This is a genomic window from Rahnella sp. PCH160 (assembly GCF_047784855.1).
GTDB lineage: Bacteria > Pseudomonadota > Gammaproteobacteria > Enterobacterales > Enterobacteriaceae > Rahnella.
Genome location: NZ_JBLOGT010000002.1, coordinates 300,413 through 323,875 on the forward strand (window position 1 = coordinate 300,413; position 23,463 = coordinate 323,875).

At 53.1% G+C, this 23,463-nt stretch carries 24 protein-coding genes and 3 pseudogenes; 17 read left to right on the forward strand and 10 right to left on the reverse strand.

Translation table 11 applies throughout. From position 1 onward, the window contains the following. Positions 1–51: 51 nt before the first annotated feature. Positions 52–1,257 (reverse strand): pyridoxal phosphate-dependent aminotransferase, encoded by a 1,206-nt coding sequence (locus ACM5QY_RS24250; protein WP_416123209.1) that lies wholly within the window; start codon positions 1,255–1,257, stop codon positions 52–54. Between the two features lie 369 nt (positions 1,258–1,626). Here ACM5QY_RS24250 and nac point away from each other — a divergent pair, with 369 nt between their 5' ends. The 7 genes from nac (at position 1,627) to ACM5QY_RS24285 (ending at position 7,046) form a co-directional block, all read left to right on the forward strand. Beyond that, a complete protein-coding gene (gene nac / locus ACM5QY_RS24255; RefSeq protein ID WP_416123210.1) occupies positions 1,627–2,550 on the forward strand; it encodes a nitrogen assimilation transcriptional regulator NAC in 924 nt (307 codons plus the stop codon). Between the two features lie 140 nt (positions 2,551–2,690). Next, a complete protein-coding gene (locus ACM5QY_RS24260; RefSeq protein WP_416123211.1) occupies positions 2,691–3,131 on the forward strand; it encodes an acetyl-CoA carboxylase biotin carboxyl carrier protein in 441 nt (146 codons plus the stop codon). Further along, complete coding sequence (locus ACM5QY_RS24265) at positions 3,128–3,925, forward strand: LamB/YcsF family protein (RefSeq protein WP_416123212.1); 798 nt, start codon at positions 3,128–3,130, stop codon at positions 3,923–3,925. The genes ACM5QY_RS24260 and ACM5QY_RS24265 overlap by 4 nt, the downstream gene beginning before the upstream one ends. A gap of 118 nt (positions 3,926–4,043) precedes the next feature. Next, on the forward strand, positions 4,044–4,793 hold the full coding sequence (locus ACM5QY_RS24270; protein ID WP_416123213.1) for an SDR family oxidoreductase: 750 nt from the start codon (positions 4,044–4,046) through the stop codon (positions 4,791–4,793). A gap of 50 nt (positions 4,794–4,843) precedes the next feature. Next, positions 4,844–5,539, forward strand: a complete 696-nt coding sequence (locus ACM5QY_RS24275) for an amino acid ABC transporter permease (RefSeq protein WP_104925024.1) — start codon at positions 4,844–4,846, stop codon at positions 5,537–5,539. 4 nt (positions 5,540–5,543) lie between these two features. Then, positions 5,544–6,299 carry an amino acid ABC transporter permease gene (locus tag ACM5QY_RS24280; protein ID WP_416123214.1) on the forward strand — a complete coding sequence of 252 codons (756 nt, stop codon included), beginning with the start codon at positions 5,544–5,546 and terminating at the stop codon, positions 6,297–6,299. A 9-nt stretch (positions 6,300–6,308) separates the two neighbouring features. Next, positions 6,309–7,046 carry an amino acid ABC transporter ATP-binding protein gene (locus tag ACM5QY_RS24285; protein ID WP_416123215.1) on the forward strand — a complete coding sequence of 246 codons (738 nt, stop codon included), beginning with the start codon at positions 6,309–6,311 and terminating at the stop codon, positions 7,044–7,046. 51 nt (positions 7,047–7,097) lie between these two features. Here ACM5QY_RS24285 and ACM5QY_RS24290 read toward each other — a convergent pair whose 3' ends face one another. From ACM5QY_RS24290 to ACM5QY_RS24300, 3 genes are all read right to left on the reverse strand, one after another. Further along, on the reverse strand, positions 7,098–8,114 hold the full coding sequence (locus ACM5QY_RS24290; RefSeq protein WP_416123216.1) for a sensor domain-containing diguanylate cyclase: 1,017 nt from the start codon (positions 8,112–8,114) through the stop codon (positions 7,098–7,100). Positions 8,115–8,291: 177 nt separating this feature from the next. After that, positions 8,292–9,320 carry an alpha/beta hydrolase gene (locus tag ACM5QY_RS24295; RefSeq protein ID WP_416123217.1) on the reverse strand — a complete coding sequence of 343 codons (1,029 nt, stop codon included), beginning with the start codon at positions 9,318–9,320 and terminating at the stop codon, positions 8,292–8,294. Between the two features lie 76 nt (positions 9,321–9,396). Continuing rightward, the gene (locus tag ACM5QY_RS24300) at positions 9,397–10,590 is read right to left on the reverse strand and encodes an MFS transporter (RefSeq protein WP_416123218.1); all 1,194 of its coding nucleotides are present in this window, start codon (positions 10,588–10,590) and stop codon (positions 9,397–9,399) included. A 243-nt stretch (positions 10,591–10,833) separates the two neighbouring features. Between ACM5QY_RS24300 and ACM5QY_RS24305 the strand changes: the two genes are divergently transcribed. Then, a complete protein-coding gene (locus tag ACM5QY_RS24305; protein WP_416123219.1) occupies positions 10,834–11,724 on the forward strand; it encodes a LysR family transcriptional regulator in 891 nt (296 codons plus the stop codon). Positions 11,725–11,795: 71 nt separating this feature from the next. Here ACM5QY_RS24305 and ACM5QY_RS24310 read toward each other — a convergent pair whose 3' ends face one another. From ACM5QY_RS24310 to ACM5QY_RS24320, 3 genes and pseudogenes are all read right to left on the reverse strand, one after another. After that, positions 11,796–12,119: a hypothetical protein gene (locus ACM5QY_RS24310; RefSeq protein ID WP_416123220.1), complete on the reverse strand. Its 324-nt coding sequence runs from the start codon at positions 12,117–12,119 to the stop codon at positions 11,796–11,798. 58 nt (positions 12,120–12,177) lie between these two features. After that, positions 12,178–13,819: pseudogene (locus ACM5QY_RS24315) on the reverse strand (methyl-accepting chemotaxis protein). Between the two features lie 651 nt (positions 13,820–14,470). Further along, complete coding sequence (locus tag ACM5QY_RS24320) at positions 14,471–14,653, reverse strand: hypothetical protein (protein WP_416123221.1); 183 nt, start codon at positions 14,651–14,653, stop codon at positions 14,471–14,473. Between ACM5QY_RS24320 and ACM5QY_RS24325 the strand changes: the two genes are divergently transcribed. The 3 genes from ACM5QY_RS24325 (at position 14,652) to ACM5QY_RS24335 (ending at position 16,253) form a co-directional block, all read left to right on the forward strand. Next, entirely contained in the window at positions 14,652–15,125 is a 474-nt protein-coding gene (locus ACM5QY_RS24325; protein WP_416123222.1) for a hypothetical protein, read from the forward strand. The two genes, ACM5QY_RS24320 and ACM5QY_RS24325, sit on opposite strands and share 2 nt — an antisense overlap. 303 nt (positions 15,126–15,428) lie before the next feature. Further along, on the forward strand, positions 15,429–15,845 hold the full coding sequence (locus ACM5QY_RS24330) for a hypothetical protein (RefSeq protein ID WP_416123223.1): 417 nt from the start codon (positions 15,429–15,431) through the stop codon (positions 15,843–15,845). A gap of 141 nt (positions 15,846–15,986) precedes the next feature. After that, entirely contained in the window at positions 15,987–16,253 is a 267-nt protein-coding gene (locus tag ACM5QY_RS24335; protein WP_416123224.1) for an SDR family NAD(P)-dependent oxidoreductase, read from the forward strand. Here the strand turns inward: ACM5QY_RS24335 and umuC are convergent. From umuC to ACM5QY_RS24350, 3 genes and pseudogenes are all read right to left on the reverse strand, one after another. After that, positions 16,200–17,246: pseudogene (gene umuC / locus ACM5QY_RS24340) on the reverse strand (translesion error-prone DNA polymerase V subunit UmuC); the annotation flags it as partial. The gene ACM5QY_RS24335 and the pseudogene umuC overlap by 54 nt on opposite strands. A gap of 140 nt (positions 17,247–17,386) precedes the next feature. Next, complete coding sequence (locus ACM5QY_RS24345; protein WP_416123225.1) at positions 17,387–18,256, reverse strand: ImmA/IrrE family metallo-endopeptidase; 870 nt, start codon at positions 18,254–18,256, stop codon at positions 17,387–17,389. A gap of 2 nt (positions 18,257–18,258) precedes the next feature. Beyond that, the gene (locus ACM5QY_RS24350; protein WP_416123226.1) at positions 18,259–18,651 is read right to left on the reverse strand and encodes a helix-turn-helix domain-containing protein; all 393 of its coding nucleotides are present in this window, start codon (positions 18,649–18,651) and stop codon (positions 18,259–18,261) included. 279 nt (positions 18,652–18,930) lie between these two features. On the opposite strand from ACM5QY_RS24350, the pseudogene ACM5QY_RS24355 reads away from it, so the two are divergent. The 6 genes and pseudogenes from ACM5QY_RS24355 to ACM5QY_RS24380 all read left to right on the forward strand — a co-directional run. Next, positions 18,931–19,143, forward strand: a pseudogene (locus tag ACM5QY_RS24355) (DUF2188 domain-containing protein); the annotation flags it as partial. Between the two features lie 17 nt (positions 19,144–19,160). Then, a complete protein-coding gene (locus tag ACM5QY_RS24360) occupies positions 19,161–19,775 on the forward strand; it encodes a CBASS cGAMP-activated phospholipase (RefSeq protein WP_416123227.1) in 615 nt (204 codons plus the stop codon). 23 nt (positions 19,776–19,798) lie between these two features. Further along, positions 19,799–20,161, forward strand: a complete 363-nt coding sequence (locus ACM5QY_RS24365) for a patatin-like phospholipase domain-containing protein (RefSeq protein ID WP_416123228.1) — start codon at positions 19,799–19,801, stop codon at positions 20,159–20,161. Beyond that, positions 20,155–21,297 carry a CBASS cGAMP synthase gene (locus tag ACM5QY_RS24370; protein WP_416123229.1) on the forward strand — a complete coding sequence of 381 codons (1,143 nt, stop codon included), beginning with the start codon at positions 20,155–20,157 and terminating at the stop codon, positions 21,295–21,297. The genes ACM5QY_RS24365 and ACM5QY_RS24370 overlap by 7 nt, the downstream gene beginning before the upstream one ends. Next, positions 21,294–22,925, forward strand: a complete 1,632-nt coding sequence (locus tag ACM5QY_RS24375) for a ThiF family adenylyltransferase (RefSeq protein WP_416123230.1) — start codon at positions 21,294–21,296, stop codon at positions 22,923–22,925. Before ACM5QY_RS24370 ends, ACM5QY_RS24375 begins: the two co-directional genes overlap by 4 nt. Next, entirely contained in the window at positions 22,913–23,389 is a 477-nt protein-coding gene (locus ACM5QY_RS24380; protein ID WP_416123231.1) for a Mov34/MPN/PAD-1 family protein, read from the forward strand. Before ACM5QY_RS24375 ends, ACM5QY_RS24380 begins: the two co-directional genes overlap by 13 nt. Positions 23,390–23,463: the final 74 nt, after the last annotated feature.

Below are 23,463 nucleotides of genomic sequence, written 5' to 3' on the forward strand. Positions count from 1 at the left end.
ACAGAAAACGGGCCCGAAAAAGGCCCGTTTTTTAGGATTCTAATTCAGATGTTAATCCTTTAGCCCCGCACAAAACTCCGCGATCCGGTCGCAGCCGTCCTGCAACACGTCCATGCTGGTGGCGTAGGAAATGCGGAAGTACGGACTCATGCCGTAAGCCGCGCCCTGTACAGTGACGACGTGTTTTTCTTCGATCAGCGCCAGCACAAAATCCGCATCGTTTTTGATGTGACGCCCGCCTGCGGTGGTTTTACCGATACAGCCTTGGATGTTCACGAACAGATAAAACGCGCCCTGCGGCTTGTGGCAACGCAGTTCATGCACGGAGGTTAAACGCTCCAGCACGTAATCGCGGCGCTGACGGTAAATTTCGGCGCGCGCTTTCAGTAAATCCTGCGGGCCATTCAGTACCGCGACCGCTGCCGCCTGCGTGAGCGTGGTGACGCCACCGCTGTTTTGCGTGTTCACGTTACTCATGGCTTTAATCAGATCTTTCGGGCCGCCGCAAAAACCTAAACGCCAGCCGGTCATGGAATAGGCTTTCGATACGCCGTTAACCGTCAGCACGCGATCGAGCAAACGCGGTTCCACTTCGGCCAGCGTGTAAAACGTCACGTCGTCATAAATCAGGTGTTCGTAGATATCATCCGTCAGGATCCACACGTCCCTATGGCGCAGCATCACTTCGCCAATCGCCTGCAATTCCTGGCGCGTTGCCACGGAACCGGTCGGGTTGCTCGGGTAATTCAGCAGCAGCCATTTGGTTTTCGGGGTAATCGCCGCTTCGATGTCCTGCGGATACGGCTTGAAATTGTTCTCTTCCGGGCAGGCCACCGGCACCGGAATACCGCCCGCGAATTTGACGATATCCGCATAGCTGATCCACGACGGCGTCGGGATCACGACTTCGTCGCCCGGATTGATCGTCGCCAGCATCGCGTTGAAAATGATTTGCTTCGCGCCGCCTGCGGTGAGGATCTGGCTCACGTCGTAATCCAGGTTGCTGTCACGCTGGAATTTACGCGCGATGGCGGCACGCAGCGCCGGGGTTCCGTCAGTCGGCGGATAACGGGTGTCGCCGCCGAGCGCGGCGGCGTAGGCCGCTTCCGTGGCGTGCAGAGGCGTCGGGAAATCCGGTTCACCGGTGGAAAGCGCGATAACGTTCACGCCTGCGGCAGCGAGGTCGCGGGCCTTTTGCGTCATGGCGACGGAGGCAGAAACAGAGACATTTTTTAAGCGATCGGCGATATCAGGCATGGTCCTGGGATTCCATTGTTTTTATCGAACGTAAAAAGACGGACAGCGATGAGTCACTACAGGGGAAAGAGTAATGAGGAACGGGCCGCGCAGACCAATAGCGCTTTGTTGTGGTGACATAACACAAAGCAATGGCTGAACGCGCAAATCAGGTGATTTGCACCGTCGCAGTGCAGGCGGGGATTATCATTTTTCGGGGGGCTGCGCTAAGGCCGAAAATATCCGGCTATGCCGTGAACAATTCAGCGCTGAAATCAGAAGGAAAACCGGCTATCGGGCATAAATCAGCGTGTTAACGCGTGTTGGCACTCATCTTGCTTCATACACATTACTTATAACGACACCTGTTACTGTGATGAGGATGCCATCGTGAATCTCCGCCGCCTTAAATATTTTATCAAGATTGTCGATGTGGGCAGCCTCACTCAGGCCGCAGATATCCTGCACATTGCGCAGCCTGCGCTCAGCCAGCAACGGGCGACGCTGGAAGGCGAAGTGAATCAGCAATTGCTGATCCGCACCAAACGCGGCGTGACACCCACCGAAGCGGGCAAGATTTTGTATATCCACGCGCAGGCCATTTTGCGCCAGTGCGATCAGGCGCAGAGCGCCATTGACGGCTCCGCGCTGGCGCTGTCGGGCAGCGTTTCCGTCGGGCTGGCGCCGGGCACCGCCGCACAACAACTGGCGCTACCGCTGATGGAAGAAGTCCACCGGCAACATCCGGGCATCGTGTTGTATTTCAATGAAAACTTCGGCACCACGCTGAGTGAGTTGATCATGAATGGCCGGATGGATATGGCGGTGATCTACGGCAACCGCGAAATCCACGGTTTACGTTTTATGCCACTGATGAAAGAAGAGCTGTATTTCGTTTGCCCGCACACACTGAGTAAACCGCTGAAATCCGTCAGTCTGGCGCAGGTGGCAAAGTACGATCTGTTCCTGCCGCGCATTTATAACATCATGCGTAAAGTCATCGACGACGCGTTTATCCATGAAGAAGTAACGTACCGCGTGAAGTGCGAAATAGAATCGCAAACTACCCTCAATGCCGCGCTGGCCGCAGGATTAGGCTGCACGATTATGCCGGAATCCGCCGCCCGCGCGATGCTCAAAGCCTCCGGTTCATGGATGGCGAAAATTGATAAACCGAATATTCAGGCCGCATTGTCATTTTGTATGTCCGACCATCTGCCGCTTTCCCAGCCAGCAGAAGCGGTCAAAGCGATTTTACTGTCGCTGATGGCCAGCCGCACGGTGGATAACCGGCCACTGACGCTGGTGGGGTAATAAGCACACCTTATTACCGCAAAGCGAAATCCTCTTTCCTGACGTCCACAGTGACACGATAGAGTGCGTTTACCGCCCGCACAGCGGGTCGTTTTGTCGCCGTTACTGCGCGGGGACACACTCTCTTCGACGGGATGGATATGGAAAAAAAAGCACCAGCACTCAGCGAGTTGCGTGATATCGCACGAAAGATGCGTCAGTCCGGCCTGAGTGAGATTGAACTCAACGGCCACGGTTTTCGCGTCAGCATGAAATACGCGCCAGTCTCCCCCGCCATTTTGCCACGCGATGTACAGGACGAAACACCTGCGCGTCCCGCCGTCCCTGCCCCCGACGCCGTGTACGCGCCTTTCCCCGGCATTGTGCTGTTACAACATCCGCTCAACAAAATTCCGTTCACCCGGCCCGGTGAAAGAGTCGGGAAAGATGCGCTGCTCGGGTTGCTGAAAGTCGGCGTGATTTACCTGCCGCTGCGCAGCCCGGTGCAGGGCGTGGTGGGATACCTGTCCGTGGAAGACGGCGACTGCGTGGAATACGGCGCGGAGATTTTCACGTTACGCCGCGAGGAGCTGGCCGCATGAAATACATTGATTTAAACGCCGATATTGGCGAAGGCTTTGGCGATTACCTTATTGCCGACGACGCCGCGCTGATGCCGCTGATCACCTCTGCCAACGTGGCCTGCGGGTTCCACGCGGGGGACGCGGTGATTATGGCAAAAACCGTCGCGCTGGCAAAAAAGTATCAGGTGGATCTGGGCGCGCACGTCGGGTTCCCCGATTTGTCCGGGTTTGGCCGCCGCCGGATGCACATCGAACCGGAAGTGATGGCGCATTACGTCACCTATCAGCTCGGCGCGCTTTCGGCGTTCGCGAAAGCGGCGGACTACCCGCTGACGCACATGAGTTTCCACGGCGCGCTGGGCAATATGGTGTCCGAAGACGACGCACTGGCGCGCGTTCTCTTGCAGGCGGTGAAGAATTTCGATGCAGAAATGATCATCAGCACAATGCCGGCTAACGCCGTTGAGCGTATGGCGCGGGCGCTGGGTCTCCCGGTGATTTGTACGTTTCTCGCCGACCGTGCGTATGAAAGCAACGGTCTGCTGGTCAGCCGGGCCAAACCGGGCGCGGTCATTCATGACAAAGAGCAGGTGCGCACGCGCATCCGCCAGTTGCTGCGCGAAGGCACGGTGCAAAGTATTGATGGCGTGACGTTGCCGGTTGCCGCCACGTCGATTCTGGTTCACGGCGATACGCCGGAATCCCTCGAAATGGTGCATACCCTGCGGGAAATTATTGCCGAAATGGACATCGCGCTGATGCCGCCAGGCCAGCAACGCCGCCAGCTGGCGCGGGAAAACGCGCTGTTATAAGTCCCGCTTATCGCCTCACACGGTTTATGTCTTATACCGCCTGAGAATTACTGGATACAGTCAGAAAACACCCACCGGCAGAACATGACGGAGCCGGGGGTTTAACAGGAGAGTCGCAATGCCATTTTCAGATTACAAAACTGCGCTGGTGACCGGCGCGTCGGCCGGAATGGGTGAAGCCATTGTCGAACGCCTTTGTCAGGAGGGGATCACGGTTCACGCCGTCGCGCGCCGCGCCGATCAACTGGCCGCCCTCGCCGCCCGCACCGGGTGTATTGCCCACGCGCTCGACGTCAGTGACCTCGACGCGGTGACGCGCCTGTGCAGCGAAATCAGCGTGGATATTCTGGTGAACAACGCCGGTGTTTCCCGCCCCGGCTCGATCCTGAATGCCGATGAAGAATCCGTGGATACGCAGGTGGATGTGAATCTGCGCGCCGTTTTGCATCTCTGCCGCCTGCTGGTACCGGGCATGATGGAGCGCGATCGCGGGCACGTCATCAACATCACGTCGATTGCTGCGATTTATAACTTTGGCGGTAACTCGATTTATCACGCCACCAAAGCCGGGGTTCATGCCCTGTCGCGCCAGCTTCGCGTTGACTGCTACGGCAAGCGTGTGCGCGTTACTGAAATCTGCCCCGGCCGCGTGGCGACGGACATTTTCGGTAACGTGTCCGGCGATCATGAAGAAGCGCGCCGCCGCTTCATTGACGGTTTTGAACTGCCGGAAGCCAAAGACATTGCCGACTGCGTGGCGTTTGCCGTGTCTGCGCCGATTGCCGTGAACATCGGCAACATCGAAATCACCCCGACGTTGCAGGTGCCCGGTGGCCTTTCCACCATGCGCCCCGGCGAGAGCCTGTGATCTTTTCCTTATAAACCGACAGTTCAACCATTCAGGAGGGTGAAAATACGATGACGCTCGATTTCAGCAAAGTCCTGACCGGTCAGTTCGGACAGATGATCGTCGATGGAATGGTTGTCACCCTCAAGCTGGCGCTGGGGTCCTGGCTGCTGGCGATGTTTATTGCCCTGCTGCTGGTCGTCATCCGGCTGACGCACAAACGCGCCGCCGAATATTTTGTCCGCGCGTATGTGTCGTATCACCGCAATGTGCCGACGCTTATCCAGCTGATGATGTGGTATTTCGCCATTCCGACGCTGCTGCCGGAATCCGTGCAGATGTGGATTAACGATTTCAACGCCGAGTTTTTGTTTTCGATGTTTGCGCTCGGATTGTGTCAGGCGGCGTACTTCTCCGAAGACATCCGCAGCGGTTTACGCGCTATTCCTGAAGGGCAAACCGAGGCATCACGCGCGCTGGGCATGAGTTACACCCGCTCCCTGCGTTCGGTGATTTTGCCGCAGGCCATCCGCAACGCGCTGCCGTCGCTGCTTAACCACACCGTTTTACTGTTCAAAAACACCAGTCTGGCGATGGTCATTGGCGTGGCTGAACTGACTTACGTGACCCGTGATATTGAAAACCAGACGTTCCGAACTTTCGAATCGTATCTGGTGGCCTCTGCCGGTTATCTGTTCTTCTCTCTGCTGCTGATGGGTGCCGGTGCGTTGCTGGCCCGCCGGTTCCAGCGGGTTTACGCGAGGTAATCCCATGCTCGAAATGTTCACGATTTTGCACGACAACGGGATGCTGTTCCTGATGGGACAATACCCGCAGGGGCCGCTTGGCGGGATCCTCTGTACGCTGCTGATTTCGGTGCTGGCCGTGCTGTTTGCGCTGCCGGTGGGCGTGTTGCTCGGGCTGGCCCGTTTGTCGCCGTTCCGCTGGCTGAGCTGGCCTGCCGCCTGCTGGGTATACGGTTTGCGCGGCATTCCGCTGCTGATGGTGGTGTTCTGGACGTACTTTTGCGTCCCGCTGTTAATCGGCCACAACATCAGCGGGTTCAGCACCATGCTGTGTACGCTGGTGATTTATGAAAGTGCCTACATCGCCGAGATCGTGCGCGGCGGCATTCAGGCGCTGCCGGGCGGCCAGTACGAAGCGGCGCGCGCGTTAGGCATGAGTTATTTCAAAACGCTGCGTCTGATTATCCTGCCGCAGGCGTTGTACAACACGCTGCCAAGCCTGGTCAGTCAGCTGGTTTCCATCATTAAAGACAGCACGCTCGGTTACGTGATTAACGTGCCGGAGCTGACGTTTGCCGCCAGTCAGGTGAATAACCAACTGCTGACCAAGCCTTTTCAGGTTTTCGCGATTGTCGCGATGGGCTACTACCTGATCTGTTTCAGCCTGACCTGGCTCGCCAATAAACTGGAAGCGCGTATTACGCGTAAACGGCAGAACCGAGCGCCGGAAGCGGACAACATGGCGCAGGCGCTGCTGCTGACCAAGACTCAATCACAATAAGGAACGACGATGCGACCGATGATCTTATTTAATCAGGTCAATAAATGGTATGGCGAATACCAGGCGCTGACCGACCTGAGTGCAGAAATTAAAAGCGGTGAAGTGGTGGTAGTTTGCGGGCCGTCCGGCTCGGGCAAATCAACGCTGATCCGCACCGTGAACCGGCTGGAGCCGATTGAAGAAGGCCAGATCCTGTTTGATGGCATGGACATTCACGGCACCAGTACCCGCCTGAACCAGTTGCGCACGCGCATCGGATTTGTGTTCCAGAACTTCAACCTCTTCCCGCACGTTTCGGTGCTGGAAAACATCATGATGTCGCCGGTGAAAGTGCTTGGCGTGAAGCGTCAGGAAGCGCGTCAGCACGCGGGCGAACTGCTGGAACGCGTCGGGTTATCGCACAAAGCCCATGCCTATCCGGCGCAGCTTTCCGGCGGGCAACAGCAGCGCGTCGCCATCGCCAGAGCATTAGCTATGAAACCGCCGGTGATGTTGTTTGATGAACCGACGTCGGCGCTGGATCCGGAAATGGTCGGTGAAGTCCTGAATGTGATGCGCGGTCTGGCGCGTGAAGGCATGACCATGATGTGCGTGACGCACGAAATGAATTTTGCCCGCGAAGTGGCGGACACTATCTGGTTTATGGATCAGGGGAAAATTCTGGAGAAAGCCACGCCGGAGAACTTCTTCACGCGCCCGCAGCACGCCCGTGCGCAGAAATTTTTGAGCGATTTGCATCACAACTGATTTGCCGATCTTGCGCCTTTTCGGTAAAACGCAAAGGCGCGAGATCCTGTTTTATGACTCTTCCGTTCTTCGCTGTTTCTTATCCAGATACATCGCCTGATCGGCTTCATGCAGCGCCTGATCCGGATTCATCACGGCAGGATTAATCGCGATGGCGCCAATGCTCGGGCCCGCGTAATCGAGCGTACAGGAATGCAGTTTGTATTCGCCGGTCAGTAAATTGCGCAGACGGGTTTTGAACGCATCCGCCGCAAGCTGTGCATCATCAAAACTGGACGGCCCTTCTCCGGCCACGATAAATTCATCGCCCCCCACTCGCCCGAGAATTTCCCCTTTCGCTGCCCCTTCTTTCAGCCTCTGGCCGACGGCATATAGAAAATCATCGCCTGTTTCGTGCCCGTAGATATCATTGATCTGCTTGAAATTATCTAAATCGGCAAAGGCCACCAGAACGAAATGTGAATTGTCGGCGGCGCGGTCGAAGAGTTCAGGCAACGTTTCAAATACCGCGCGGCGGTTAGGTAATTCGGTGAGTTCGTCGGTCAGGCTGACGGCGGTCAGCGCGGCATTCGCCTCTTGCAGCTTTTTCAAAAGCTGTTCGTTCTGAATCTGCTGGGCGATCAGTTGTGCGAAAAGCTGCAACACCTGTTCGCTGCGTTCGGACAACTCGCGGTTCTCGGAACTGGCGGCACACAGCGTGCCGTACAGCGAACCGTCCACCAGCGTCACCGGCGTACTCACGTAAGTCATGATCCCCAGCGCTTTAGCCGCCTGCGAATCGCCCCAGACACTCGCAACATCGCAGGTATAACGGCGGCCTTCATCCAGGGCGCGCTTGCACAGCGTGTCGCCCCACGGCACGGAAAGCCCTTCGGGAATTTGCATACTCTTGGTGTTGCGCGAGAAAAGAATGTGCTGAAAGTCGCCTTCCGGTTCAATGCGGGTGAGGTACGTCGATTCCATATTGGTCACCAGCTCAAGCATTTCGAGCAGTTGTCGAACGAGTCCTTCAAGCGTGTATTCAGATTCTAACGCACTCGAAATGCGCTCAATAAGATTGTCAGACATGACTCGGAATAAACCTTTCTTTTTATAAATGGCTTTGCTGGCGGGTGCCCTGGATCCGCGCATTTTAACATAGTTCCTGATGAAGTAATCCCCCCGCCACAGCGGCACTTGCCCGGCCGGCTTCAGGCATAAAAAAACCGCCCCGGAGAGCGGTTTGCGGTGTCATACCGTATAGATTTACTTCAAGTTCTCTTTAAAGAAAGAGGTCAGTTTTGCAAACGGGATCAAATCGGTACGGTCGTAGAGATCAACATGACCGGCACCGGGAACGATGTAGAGCTCTTTCGGCTGGCCCGCACGTTTGTAGGCGTCTTCACTGAATTCCTTCGAGTGCGCCTGGTCGCCGGTGATGAACAGCATCGGGCGTGGCGAAATCGTTTCGATATCGTTGAACGGGTAGAAATTCATGAACTTCACGTTGCTGGTCAGCGTCGGGTGCGTGGTCAGCGCTGATGTTGTTCCTTTTGGTGTGAACTCGCCGCGTGGCGTGCGGTAAAAATCATAAAACTCTTTGGCAATTGGCGGGGAGTTTTCATCAATTTTATTCGGCGTTCCGCTGGTGTATTGGATTTCTCCACCGGTGAATTCGGTATAACGCTGTTGGGCGGCGTCGGCGATGATCTGCTTACGCTGCGCCAGCGTTAACGAATTATTGAGCGCGTGACGGTTAGCGGAACCCATGTCGTACATGCTCACCGTCGCAATCGCTTTCATGCGTGGATCGATTTTGGCCGCGCTGATCACAAAGCTGCCGCTGCCGCAAATCCCCAACACACCGATGCGGTTTCTGTCGATAAACGGACGTGTCCCGAGATAATCCACGGCGGCACTGAAATCTTCCGCATAGATATCCGGCGCGACGGCGTTACGCGGTTTGCCTTCGCTTTCGCCCCAGAAAGAGATATCAATCGCCAGCGTGACAAAACCCTGCTCGGCGAGTTTCTGCGCGTACAGATTCGAGCTTTGCTCTTTCACAGCCCCCATCGGATGACCAACGATGATCGCCGGACTTTTGGCGTTCTGATCCATGCCTTTAGGCATAAACAGATTGCCGGTGACGTTCATCTGATACTGATTTTTAAACGTCACTTTTTGCTGCGTGACATTGTCACTTTTATAAAAATTATCCGCGCCTTTTGACATATCAGCAGCGGTTGCCGCGAACGAGCTGATCAACAGCCCGAGTAACATGGAAAGCATTCTCATAGCGATATCCTTGATGGAGGTGGCAAAAACAGGCGTCAGTTCGCCCGGTGAATCAATGAATTACGGTTGTTGTGGGTTACGCCGCGTTATCCTTACGGGATGTCATCCATGCCAGGCAGGAAGCCAGCGCCAGCAACCCGGCGCTGAGGGCAAAAGTGCTTTGCCAGCCGGTGTGGTCAAACGCCAGCCCGCCGGTGGTGGATCCCAACGCAATGCTGAGTTGCACGACGGCCACCATCAGCCCGCCGCCGGCTTCCGCGTTGTCGGGGAATGTCTTCGCCACCCACGACCACCAGCCAACGGGTGCCGCCGTGGCCACCAGCCCCCAGAGGCCCAGTAAGGTAAAGACCTGCCAGAGGACATGACCGGAAACCATCAGCGTCACGGCTATCACAGCCATCATCAGCGGGATCGCGATGAGCGTAAGGTAGAAGTTCTTCTTCAGGAACGTGCCGATGAGCAGCGTCCCGATAAACCCGGATACACCGAGCGTCAGCAGAATGAGAGACAAGGTTTCCACGTTGACGCGCGTGACCGTTTCAAGAAACGGGCGCAGGTAAGTAAACAGCGCAAACTGCCCCATGAAGAAAACCCCGCAGGCCATCAGCCCCGTTGCGGCAAGCGGATTTTTCAACAACCGGAAGAGGTTTCCCGTGGTCTTTTCGCGGGCGACCGGTGCCATTGACGGCAGGCTCATTAACAGCCAGATGAAGGCGATGAGCGCGACCGGCACGAGGCAAAAGAAGGCGCCACGCCAGCCCATCACGGAGCCGAGATAACTGCCCAGCGGTGCAGCAACCACCGTCGCCAGCGCATTGCCGCCGTTGAAGATCGCCAGTGCACGCGGCACTTTTCCCCGCGGTACTAACCGGATGGCCAGCGCGGCAGACATCGACCAGAACCCGCCGATTACCACGCCGATTAGCGCGCGGCCCGCCATGTACGTCAGATAGTTGGGCGCGAAAGCAATCACCGCACCGGAAAACGCCATCAGCAACGTCAGCCCTAAAAGCAGGTGTTTGCGGTTAATGTTTCCGGCCAGCCGCGACAGCAGCAAACTGGTGATCACGGCCAGCGCACCGGAGATGGCGATCCCCTGCCCGGCCAGCCCTTCGCTGACCCCCAGATCCTGAGAAACCGGTGAAAGCAGGCTGACGGGCATAAACTCCGAGGCCACCAGCGCAAAGGCGCACATCGTTATTGCCCAGATGCCGTTCCAGTGCGCCACGGGCTGCCGGTTCGCGACAGGGTTCTCAATGATTGTCGTCACACATTCCCCTTTTAAATTTTTGCAGAATGAATTTTTGGCAGCCGGGGCCGGTCTTTATTCATGGGAATAAAAACTGATAAAACATGATGTTAACCGGAGAATACAGCGGAAAACTAATCCGCTTATTTTGCATTTTGGCTTGCCTGAAATTCTACACGGCAGGTATATTCTGACTAGGTAATGAATCCTTAATAGGCTTATAAGCCCTGCTTATAAATAGAATGACCAAGAGGCGGTGTGTCGATGAAACGTAATCTTAATGACCTGATGGCGTTTGTGACCGTGGCCCGCGAAGGCAGCTTCACCCGTGCGGCGGCGCAGTTGGGTATCACGCAGCCGGCATTGAGCCAGACCATCACGGCGCTGGAAAATCGTATGGATATCCGCTTACTGACGCGCACCACGCGAAACGTGTCGCCGACGGTCGCAGGCGAGCGTTTATTGCAGGCAATTGGCAGCCGTTTTGATGAAATTGAAGCGGAGCTGGACATGCTGACGGAAATGCGCGAAAAGCCTGCCGGGACGGTGCGCATCACCTGCGGCCCGAATATTCTCAGCTCGCTTTTGTTGCCGAAACTCGCGCCGGTATTGCGAAAATACCCGGATGTCCGGCTGGAGTTTGATGCCAACCACGGGTTCCGCAATATCGTCGCTGACCGGTTTGATGCGGGCGTGCGTCTGGGCGATACCATTGATAAAGACATGATCGCCATGCCGATTACCGGGCCATTACGCATGGCGGCCGTCGCCTCACCCGATTATTTCGACAAGCACCCCAGGCCCGAAACGCCCCAGGATTTGCTGCATCACAACTGTATGAATATGCGTCAGGCCACATCCGGCGGCCTTTACGTGTGGGAATTCGATAATGATGAAGGGGCGGTCAACGTGCGGGTGAACGGGCAACTGACGTTTAATACTTCCGCACACATGGTGGAAGCCGCGCTGACCGGGCTGGGGATCGCATTTTTGCCGGAGGAAGAATTCGAACCGCACATTGATGAAGGGCGTCTGATCCGCGTTCTGGAGCCCTGGTGTTTACCGTTTCAGGGCTATTATCTCTACTATCCGAGCAGGAAACAGCATTCCCCGGCGTTTTCACTGGTGATGGAAGCCCTGAAACTGGGCAGGTGATTACGGAGAAAAGGTGACCGGACTCACGGTCACCTTTCCGTGACGACAACGGCACCCGATGGTTTACCGCATCACTGCACCTGGTCGTTTGCCACCAGTTTATTCATGTTTTCCAGAAGATTTGTCATCATTCCGAAGGCCATGTTGACGCTGTTAATGCTGTAAAAAAGGACAATGTCATTTCGCATCAGATAGTGTTCGAAGGAGGGTTCGGCCAATATCTTTTGCGCTTCCTGACTGCGCTGACTGAAATGCCGGCAATTATTGAGATACAGATCCAGCGAGTGATATTCCCCCACCGCCAGCTGATTCACCAACACAATCATTTGCTCAAAAATATCGATCAATGCCTTATGTTTTATCAGATGCTCAGCCGGTTCTTGCGTAAGGTCCATCGGGATCCTCCCTCTTTAATGGCGGGTTCGCTTCTGGCCTGCCCGTTTTTACAAGGCATTAAAAGCTTTCCCAGTTCGGGCCTTCAGTGACAGATTTCAGCGTTTTCGTTTCACCGTTCAGGCGGAGTCTCTGCGCCTGCGGGGGCTGCGACGGAGAACGCTGCGCGGAACCTCTGACTCTGAATTCACCCACCAGTTGCGCCAGGCTGCTGGCCTGTTCCTGTAAAGAACGGGAGGCCGCCGACGCTTCTTCAACCAGCGCGGCGTTTTGCTGCGTCACGTCATCCATCTGGTTAACGGCCTGATGAACCTGTGAAATCCCCTGGCTTTGCTCGAGTGCAGCGGCAGCAATTTCGTTGACCAAATCTGTGACCTGCCGGATGGTGGTACTCATATTGTTCATATTTTCCCCGACATCGCCCGCCTGATCGGCACCCGCTTCTATCTGATTATAGGAAATATCGAGCAGCTCTTTTATTTCCCGCGCCGCCAGGGTGGAACGTTGCGAAAGATTTCGGACTTCACCCGCCACGACGGCAAATCCCTTTCCATGTTCCCCGGCACGCGCGGCTTCAACGGCGGCGTTGAGTGCCAGAATGTTGGTCTGGAAGGCAATGCCTTCGATCAGGGTGATAATTTCGGTAACTGCTGCGAATATCCCCCATCGTCCCCAGCATTTTCTCCAGCGATGACGCACTTTTTTCCGAAAGTGTCCTCATGTTACCGGCAAGCTGGCTTGCCTGACGGGTGTTGTCAGCGGTCTGGCGCACCGTTTCACTGAGTTGGGTCATGCTGGCAGCCGTTTCTTCAAGAGAAGCCGCCTGCTGTTCGGTTCGCGAGGAAAGATCTTCATTGCCTGCCGCAATTTGCGCCGAGGCACTGCTGACAGACTGCGAAGCGGCACCGACAGACAGCAAAGCAGCAGAAACGCGTTGCATGAGATGGTTAAAGGCCTGCGCCATATTGCCGATTTCATCACGATGGCGTATATCCGCAGTGACAGTAAGATCAAGATTATCGCTGGCGTTTTTCATGATATCGCCGATGGCCAGCAGGCTTTTTCGCACCCGTAAAATCGTCGCCAGCGCCAGCATGCCCAACAGCAAGATGATCAGCGTCACAGCGATTCCCATGCCCCACAGGGTTTCCTGGAAAATAGAACGGTTAGTGACCCGCAGCGCTTCGCCAATATCAATGTTCAGCGTCAGTTGCTTCTGATAGTTCGTGACCATCTGGCGAATCGCTTCCCCGATGCCCTTGTCCCCTTCGATAAGCCCCAGCGTGACATCATCTTCATGCGAGCGCGACGCGGCTAAAAACGCAGGCAGCTGGTCTTCAACTTTACGAATATTGTCAAACGCCACATGTGTCAGCCGCTCATCCTCATCACTCGAGATGTCGTGCTCAAGGTAGTTTTTTGTCTGAGATTTAAGGGTTTCAATCTGCTGCTGAATGAGCGTTTCAACCGGCGGCATTTTGGTGTTGTCCGTCTGGCTCTGATGTTTGTAGAGCGTCAGCGAGAGTTGATTACTCTGTTCGATAAGTTTGCTGAGGTCTTTTATTGATGGGATGGCGTTGTCCTGAACATATTCAAACCGGGACTGAAAACCCGAAATGAGCATGATGGCGGCAATGCCCAGCGCAATGAGCGCTGCCGAAAGCAGTGTAAACGTAAGCAAAAGACGTTGGGTTATGTTCATTTTATCTCCCTGAATTGTAAGTCCTGCTCAACTAAAAATGAGGCAGGGGGTAAAAGGAGAATATCGGCAGGCTTTACACAAACATTAATTAAACCGATCTAATTCAATAATTTACGTTAAATTCACTATGGTTTTTTTATCAAGAAAACCGAAGTCATCAAGGAAATCTGATCATTCAACCCCTTCTGAAATTAATCATTCATCAGCATGAAATTGCGGGTTCTCACCAGACTGAGGCTGACGTTTCGTCCGTCAGGATCCGGCATCGCTTTACAGGATTGGGATAGATTACGATCGCAGGATGCGCTTCGAATGTGTTCTAAAGAAAACGTGCGAAACTCTCCCTGACGAAAAGGGTGAAAATTCCATAAGAAAAGTAAATGTGTTGTTAATCAAAAAAGTCTGGATGTAATGCCAGACTTTTTACAAAGAATTAAGGATTTTATGGCGGGATAAACGAAGGCAAAACCGCTCACTCGTCCTGGCCGGTAATGCGCGTCAGAAATGGTATCCAGCAGATGATACGTCGGACTGGTCGCGCTCATCACTCCGGTCAGCTTCAAAGTGCGGAAAACTCATTTTGAGAGAGGCGACACGAACTTTTTATCAATGGGCGACTTCCCTTTCTCTCTTAAATAAACGCACTACAGATTATTTTCTCACCTCTCTGATTCCCAACGTTTTATCGCCTGTGTTTACGGGGAAATTCTTCATGTCTGTTTTTGGACGACTCATTTTCTTGCCTGATAATATTATTATTTGAATAATACCCACCGATACAAATAAAAATTTATTGACAATATTATAAAGAATGGATGCTACTGGAGCTGCCATGACTATTATTTCCGATTCAAGCCCTGCCCCGCTTCCCATGGAGAAACCGCTATTAATAATCGAAGAGATTATTTCTATTTTTCTCCCCTATGCAGAATCCCTGCAAGAAAACAAGAGAGGCGACGGCAATCTACACTTATACGAAAATAACCGTCTGGCGGTTGCGCTGGTTACCGGGGGTGAAGTTAACATATATCACGGTGCAGATATGATGTGGCTTGCCACCGCGCGGGCACCCTTTATTTTTGGTTTGCAAGGTTCACCGTTTCAGTACAATAGTTTTAACTTCAAGCCTGAGAAAAATTCAAAAATCAGTGTACTCCCCCGTGAAAAAGCATTAGAAATCATCATCAAACACCATATTTTTCCGCAAGTTTTGACCTATCAAACCTATCTCCACGACTTCTGGGAAAATCGAAATAACCTATTGATTAACAAATCTTTATTGCAAATTTCTTTCGGGCTGACTTAGGGGGTTAGCAAAATAAAAAGTGTTATTTGCATAGCTCATATCAATATCAAAAAATATACTATTCACAAACCCAATTTCAATATCTTTAAATATTTGCTGAAAGTGGGCGAGAAATGAAAATAGAAAATCAATATTCTTGTGATATGAACGCCTGTGAATCAGGGGTTTCATGCCAGCGCTAATGCTGCTTTGACCTGAAAACAAAGGCGAAAACGCGCGCAATCCCATTTTTGTTATTCATCGAATTTAATCCATCCTTAATCAGTTAAGGGATTAACTATTCGTGAAGGAAGCGTTTACGCAATGAAAAAAAGAATAAGTTATTCATGCCATACAAAAAGAGTCGTTCTGGCGTCTTTACCCTCTCTGGCTATCGCAAACGGCGCTCATGCTCAAACACCGCCTTTGAATTATGGCAACGAAACGGTCAATGATTCTGTTAATTTAGGGTACAGCCAGACAAATACCGATGCCTGTAACGACGGTTACAGCCAGGTTTCCAGCGGTAAATACAGCGCCGGTTTTGCAGGCGGCGGTGTGACAACCGGTAACCCCCTCACCCTGAAAGGCGGCCAGAACCTGAACGGCGGCAGTGTCGGCGTCGGACTCAACGCAAGCCTGAGCAAAAACTGGAGCGCCACGGCTAAAGTGAATACACTCGTCGCCAGTGACGTGAGCAATGAAGTTCATGCGTATCTGGGCGCTGAGTATACGTTTTAATCAATAAAACCTTAAATCATGCTCGCATCCTGCAAAGCCCCGGCCCTCTCAACAGCCGGGGCTTTTCTTCCCCTGACTTTCCCGTTAACCCGCACTCAGCAACATGCTCTTACCCCATCCACCATTGCATCATCCACTTGCATGAAGTATGAGCTGATTGAAATGTGTAAACAGGGCAGCGGCGCTATCGTTAACAACTCGTCGCCGGGCGGTTTAGTGGGGATCGCAGAACAGGGCATTTATCATGCCTCAAAACACGGCGTCGTGGGCTTAACCAAAAGCGCAGGGCTGGAATATGCGCATAAAGGTATTCGGATTAACGCAGTACCTGCAAATTCAATCCGCAGGGAGCCATTAAGCACGCGCCAAAGGCGCATCGCTCAGACGGGTTGTCCATGCCGGGGATAACATCTCGCGCTTCATCTGCCAGTTTCGCGAGATCCCCTGCCCGGCAAACCACAACGCCCCTTTTTCTTCTTCATTAACCTTATCGACAATCGTCATCAACGCATCACTGTTAGCACGCGGCGCACGTTCATCAAACAGGTGCAACTGAGCCACACCCTGGCTGAAAAAATCCCCGAGCATCACGCCCGCTTTTTGATACCGGTGACCGTCTCTCCAGACATTATCCAGACACTTTATGGCGGCGAAGATGATGTCGCGGGTGTCCTGAGTGGGCGTAATGAGCCGGGTACTGGCCAGATTTCCATAGTAAATCTCACCCTCCGCGAACGGGCTGGTTTTGATAAATACCGAGATCTGGCGGCAAAACTGATGCTCCCCGCGAAGTTTTTCAGACGCGCGCGTGGCGTAATAACAGATGGCTTCACGCATTTCCTGATACGCCGTCACCCGTGTACCGAAAGATCGCGAGCAGACAATTTCCTGTTTGGCGGGCGCAAATTCATCAAAACCGAGACAAGGCTCGCCACGCAGTTCGCGCACGGTGCGTTCCATCACCACATTAAAATTCTTTCGGATAAACCACAGGTCGCATTCAGCAAGCTCGAGTGCTGTTTTAATCCCGGCGTCATTCAGTTTCTTCGATATCCGCCGCCCGACGCCCCAGACCTCTTCGACCGGGACATAAGACATCAGCTTTTTCTGACGAACCGGATCAGAGAGATCGATAACCCCCTGACTTTTTGTCCATTTTTTTGCGGCGAAATTCGCGAGCTTGGCCAGTGTTTTCGTCGGCGCGATGCCTACACCAATGGTCAGCCGCGTGTTTCGCTTCACTGTGTCCCTGATTTCTTTGCCGAAACGTTCTAAATCGACATCCGCCGGTAACCGGCTGAGATCGAGGAAGGCTTCATCAATGCTGTATATTTCGATTTTCGGGCATAGCTCTCCCAACGTCGTCATCACTCTCTGGCTCATATCGCCGTTTATGTGGAATAGAAAATCAACATGAAATTTAATCTAATAAGCACCGTAATTCCAATCTAACAAACTAATACATAAGGATAATAAATGATAGGTTCCAGCACGTTGAGCAAAAGATAAGGGCCGTTATGGAGTAACGTTGTCAGGTGCTGTTAACGACGCTTGCTTCGCCCTGGCCATGGCAGTTCACCTGTAAGTTCGGGCAGACCGCCGTCATCTTCGACTCGTGCGCCAAAACGGTTCACCTTAACATCCGGTAAGTCTTCGCTGTCAAACCATAGCAGCGAAATTGTGGTGTCAGTGCGTGCGTAGTGTCTCGAAAACTCCCAGAGATAAAGACCCTTTTCCCAGTTATCGAACCATTCATCCTGTGAAACCTCCCCCGTATCAGAAGCATTGATCCCAGAATATCTGATTCGGTGTGCGACTGAACCAGCCGGAATTATAGCTTTTGGGGATATCCACGCTGCGGCTTTCCTCAACGACATGGAGCGTGCTGCATACCTTACTGTACCACGCTCCATGGTGACGAAAGCGCAAGGCTCATTGCAGAGGCTGGCAAATCTAGATGCTGCAGCAGGGAAAGATGTGCCGAATAAATTAGCCATGTGTTGGATAAGCTCCAAAGAAGGTTCTTTTTTTGGAACCACAGAAAGCCATAGCTTATAGGGCATCAGCAGTTCAGCAGCAAACGTGTCGCAGGCGATCTCGTTAGGGTGCCGTTTCGCATAAGACCAAGAAGGAACTTCCTCGTGACTCGACTCTAAGTCGAGCACAATGTGGGCTATTTCGTGGCAGATCGTGAAACGCTGACGCTCATCCGTCTCAAGGGAGTTCACTGTGATGATATGCTTGCCGTTTGGCTTAGTAATGGTATAGCCAGATTCGCCTTCGCCAAGCTCATCTTTTTTGATCTTGGCGTTAGCTGCCGTCACATAGGACGAAAGATCTTTGCGGATGTTGGAAACATCGACTTTGGAAATAAACGCGCGCGCTTTCTGTCTGGCATACTCTTCGTCCATACTCAATTATCCTCGTCGTCGTCCTCAAGGGCTCTTTTGATTCGGGCAATTAACGTGGCGGGATCAGGTCTTGCATTACCCCGATGCCTGACGCCAGCCGCCATCGTAAATACATCTATACCTATAGAAGGATCTTGTAACACAAATTCAACGAGGCTCGGGTCAGCATCTGCGTGGTCAACTAGCCAAGTTATAAGCACAGCATCCCTTTCAGACGGCTTGAGAACCTTCAATAGCCTTTCAATCATCTCCTGGGAGGGATTGGTTTTTTCACCCGTTTCAAGACGGTAGACATACGCATGATCAACTGACGATAGCTGGCCAAATTCACGTAGTGAAAGGGTTCTGCGTTCGCGTAGCGTCTTGATTGCGACGCCCAATCCTGTTTGCGGCATGAGTTCTGATCCTTGCGGTGCGGGAAGAAGGCCGAACCCCTCTGTTGTATTAACCCCACACCCAGTTGAGTTCAAATACGCATGTTGTGCGGGAGTTGCTCCTACATACATGCTCTGATACATTGTTGTCTGAGTAGACAACAATGTAGATTATTCGCTAGTATTAGCTTGATCTCCCCGTTGTCTATGTGAACAACGTATTGTGCTACAGCGAGCGGTCATTGACAACCCGGCTGACTGGCTGTGACTTCCATGCTTTCGCTATAGGAGATAGTTATCATGGCCAGAAAAAATCAGCATGTTGTTCCTCACCAAGATGGTTGGGCCGTCAAAGGCGCTGGCAATCAACGGGCGACATCTGTACATGCCACGCAGCAGGAAGCAATAGATTCAGGACGGAACACTGCCCGCAACCAGAAGTCCGAGCTCGTCATCCACCGTCCAGATGGTCGTATTCGTGACAAGGACAGTTACGGTAACGATTTCTTCCCCCTAGAGGCTGAAGTGCTATGGCAAACATCCCCACTTATCATGTGCTCGCCCTTTCGGGTGGTGGCTATCGAGGCCTTTATACGGCTACGGTTCTTGCCGAACTCGAAATCGTGCTAGGCCGCCCTATAGCTTCGCACTTCGATCTTATTTGCGGTACATCTGCAGGAGGGATGCTCGCTTTGGGGCTAGCTGCAGAAATACCGGCTCAAGAACTCAAAGCAATGTTTGAAGACGAAGGCAATCGCATCTTTGGTTGCCGCAGCCTTTCAAGGCGACTTCTGGGGTTCTGGCTGAACGCGAAGCATGATTCGAAGGGATTGCAAGAAGTGCTTACAGAGCGTTTTCAAGACATCACGATCGGTAACCTGAAGCACCGAGTTCTCGTACCAGCAGTCAACTACTCAACGGGGCGCGGACAATTTTTCAAGACACCTCACCATCCTTCCTTCGAGTTAGATCATCACATGAGGATCGTTGATGTGGCATTGGCGACCGCAGCTGCACCCGTCTATTTTCCGTTGGCCCGCAATAACCGCGGTGTCTTCGCAGATGGGGGTTGGTCGGCAACGCTCCTGGTCTGTTTGGGTTACATGAAGTCAATACGTTCCTGGCACCGAATCAGGATGCTCTAATTCGAGTTCTCTCCATTGGCACGATGACGATCGGTGCGACCATCCGTGGCGATGCCAGCCTTGATCGCGGATTCGGCAAGTGGCGCGGGGGGCTATTTGACTTGGTGATTTCTGCTCAGGAGTCGTCTGTGGACTATATGCTGCGACAGTCGTTGGGAAACAAATATTTCCAGATCGACGATAAAGCAACACCTGATCAGAGTAAAGATGTTAAAGCGCTGGATCGGGTGTCAATCGGTACTACCAATACGCTTAAGGATCGAGGTAACCACGCGGCGCAGCGTGCTCTCGGCGATCCACTCTTTAAACCATTTCGAACGCATCAGGCCGGCGTACCCATCTTCTATCACGGCCCTAACAAGAACGCATCGGAGACTACATGCTGAACCTGAGCCCACTTTTTTTTACCACAGTTGATGACGAATCCTGCATGCACGATGAACTGGATTTGTTGCCAGATCAACGGGATTGGATCGCCAGTGCCCGCAAGGATGTCAGGAACTGCCTGCGAACCGGCATTCCGCGCGTGCTAAATGAACTCGGCTACACAGAAGACGTGCCTCAACCACGCTTCTTCACTCAAGGCTCGTGGGCATACAAGACATTGAACTCTCCGGCACAACGACCCCAACAGGCGGATGTCGATGATGGTTGCTATTTGCCATTGAGTTTTGTCTCGCAAACAAAGCGTCCCAGTACCGCTGCGACGGTGTTCTTTACCGCTGCAGAAGAAGCCTTGAGGCCGCTAGTTGATAAAAATCGATGGGCGCTCGTCACTGACAAACTGACTTGCATTCGGATTGTCATTGGAGCCTATGCCCACATTGACATCCCACTATATGCCATCCCCGATGAGGAGTTTGTCACCCTCGTGAAAGCCTCGATGGATAGCTATGGTTATGACTCGCTGACGGAAGCAGTAAACATTGCAGAGCGGGATGTTTGGACGGCGTTGCCCGCTGATAAAGTGCTACTGGCTCACCGCGAGCACAACTGGATGGCCTCTGATCCCAGGCCTGTTAAGGAGTGGTTCTTGGGCGAAGTGGAGGCAAAGGGGGAGCAGTTACGCAGGGTAGTTCGTTACTTGAAGGCGTTCCGCGACTGGCGGTGGCCCAGCGGTGGTCCTACCTCGATCTTGTTGATGGCTGCTGCTGCCCCATTATTTGAGAAACGTGATCGACGTGACGATCTCGCCTTGCTAGATGTTGTTGCTGCACTGCCGACGCGGTTGCGTGCCGGTGTAAACAATCCGGTGGAAGAAGCTGAGTCGCTCACTGCGCGCCTGGGTAAAGCCGGTGTTGAAGAGGCTGCAAAGGCGTTCGAAGAGTTTGAAACGGTTCTTCGCGGAGCGACTGATGCTGGCAGTCCTTCACAGGCATGCATTTGGATGCAGGACTCATTTGGCCCGCGCTTTCCAAATGAACCTGATCGGGTCAAAATCGTATCCGTCGCGGCCACCATTGCAGCGGCTCCCGCCGCTGCCGGTCCGAGCGAACTTATTGGGCGAACAAAGGCAGGATGAAAAGTACAGTTGTTGTTGCAGATGTTATCGAGGTCTTCGAGCAGAGAGGCTTCGCGTTTGTTGGCAAGGCGGATGACGGCTGGTTCAGGTTGCGCGGGCGGTTGACTCCACCCCAAGCAGACAAGGGATGTTTGTGCGAACTTCAACTCGACCCCTCGTTCTTCGACTTGCCTCGCATCCGGCTGCTGGAAATCCCACCAGAGCTGCCCGCAGCGATTCCTCATCTCGGTGCAGATGGTGGGCTTTGCTATATTGCCAAAGGCATGGTCGTGCTAGACATTTACGACCCTGTAGGACAGTCGCTGGCATGCTTGGATCGCGCAGCCATTGTGCTAGGACAGATATTGAAGAGGGAGTTGATTGAAGATCTTGCGGAAGAATTCTTCGCCTATTGGCATGGCTTGTTTTGCTTCGTAGACATGCAGGGTAAAGACCTAGGGCGACAGAACTGCATAGTCGCGCAGGCAAATGGAAGCTCGTTGTACTTCGTTACCGATAACGAGGGTCGAACAACTGAGAAACTGAAGTCTCTGGGCTACCAAGTCACCGATAGTACGGTACTGACCTATCGGGTAAAGACAAAAACTCAACCGCGTCCTCTGACCAGCCATTGGCCACCTGAAACAGTTGGAGATATCTTGGAATGGCAGAGTACTCTTGACCCTCAGTGTCGGCGCAAGATTCACGAGCGTATTAAGGAAGGAGAAAGGGGAAAAGCCAACGGCTGCTTGATTTTCATTGAATCTCCGCTGATGACGTATGGTTTTGCGGTTTTCTATGACCGTCAACATTTGGCCAGAAAGGGCAGGCTCGTAGATCGTAGGGATTTGAGCTATCGACTGAAGGTGATGCCCATCTCCGTGGTCAGAATCGATGATGGCTATCTTGCCCAGAGGAACATTCCGAACTCCCAGACTCTGGCAGGTAAGAACATCGCTGTCGTTGGATGCGGAACGATCGGTGGCTATCTGGCCGACATGCTTGTCAAGGCAGGTGCGGGGACATTCGGCGGGAAGCTTACCCTAGTAGATTTCGACTGCCTTCTCCCGCAAAACATCGGTCGTCATCGACTGGGATTTCCTGATCTTCTATCGAACAAAGCCGAGGCGATGTCGAAGGAACTTAGGCGCTTGGCGCCAGGCGCAGAGATTCGCGCGCTCCCCGTGGATGTCAGGCAAGCCCAACTGGGAAAGCTAGATCTGCTCATAGATGCAACTGGGGAAGAATCTCTAGGGCATTGGCTCTGCGGTCACTATCCACATCCGACGCCCATGCTTTCGATCTGGATTGAAGGTCCGGGAACGGCTGTACGTGCTCTCCTGAGAACAACTACATCAGGTGCCTGCTACCGATGTCTTTGGCATAGCAATGGGAAAGGCGAACTGCGCTCCACGGTTGATCCTCTTCCTGTCATCTTGGCGGGTCATGGATGTGAGGGCCTATATGTTCCGTTCCCCGCTTCGGTCTCTGTGCATGCTGCAAGTTTGGGAACTGAAATGGCGCTTGATTGGGTTAATGGCACTTATTCTCCTGCATTGCGCACCAGATTGATCGATCAGACAGAGCAGCTTGCCACGCCCGATTGCGATCCATTTCATGATCCGGAGTGCCCTCTATGCAATTTTTAAACTCATGGGCGACCCATGACAAAAGAACGCTGCTGTATTTTTCGACAGCAGCGTTAGGAACATTCTATCAGCATATCCAGAACAGCGACGCAGACTGCGAAGCTGGCGGGCTTCTATTGGGTTCAGTTCATGGAAACCATATGCTTATCGAGCAAGCTACTTTCCCCACTGAATGGGACAAGCGGTTTCGTAACCTTTTCGAGCGGATGCCATTTGGTCACGATGCTATTGCTCTGTCTCGATGGACGGCGAGTAAAGGAATTATCCGTTATCTTGGTGAATGGCACACCCATCCGGAAGATCATCCCCGTCCTTCTGGTCTCGATAGATCAGAGTGGAACTGCTTATCTGAGAATCGTCTGGACAAGCGGCCAATGCTTGCTGTCATCATCGGACGAAAATCTCTATACGTCGAACTGGTACCAAGTTCAGGCAGGGGTTCTGTGCTATCCCCCATGGTCTAAAAAAACTACTTCTGTACCGCCGTCGACCTACGGACTCCGCCTCATTTCGAGCCTCGGCACTTCTGAACTAAGCC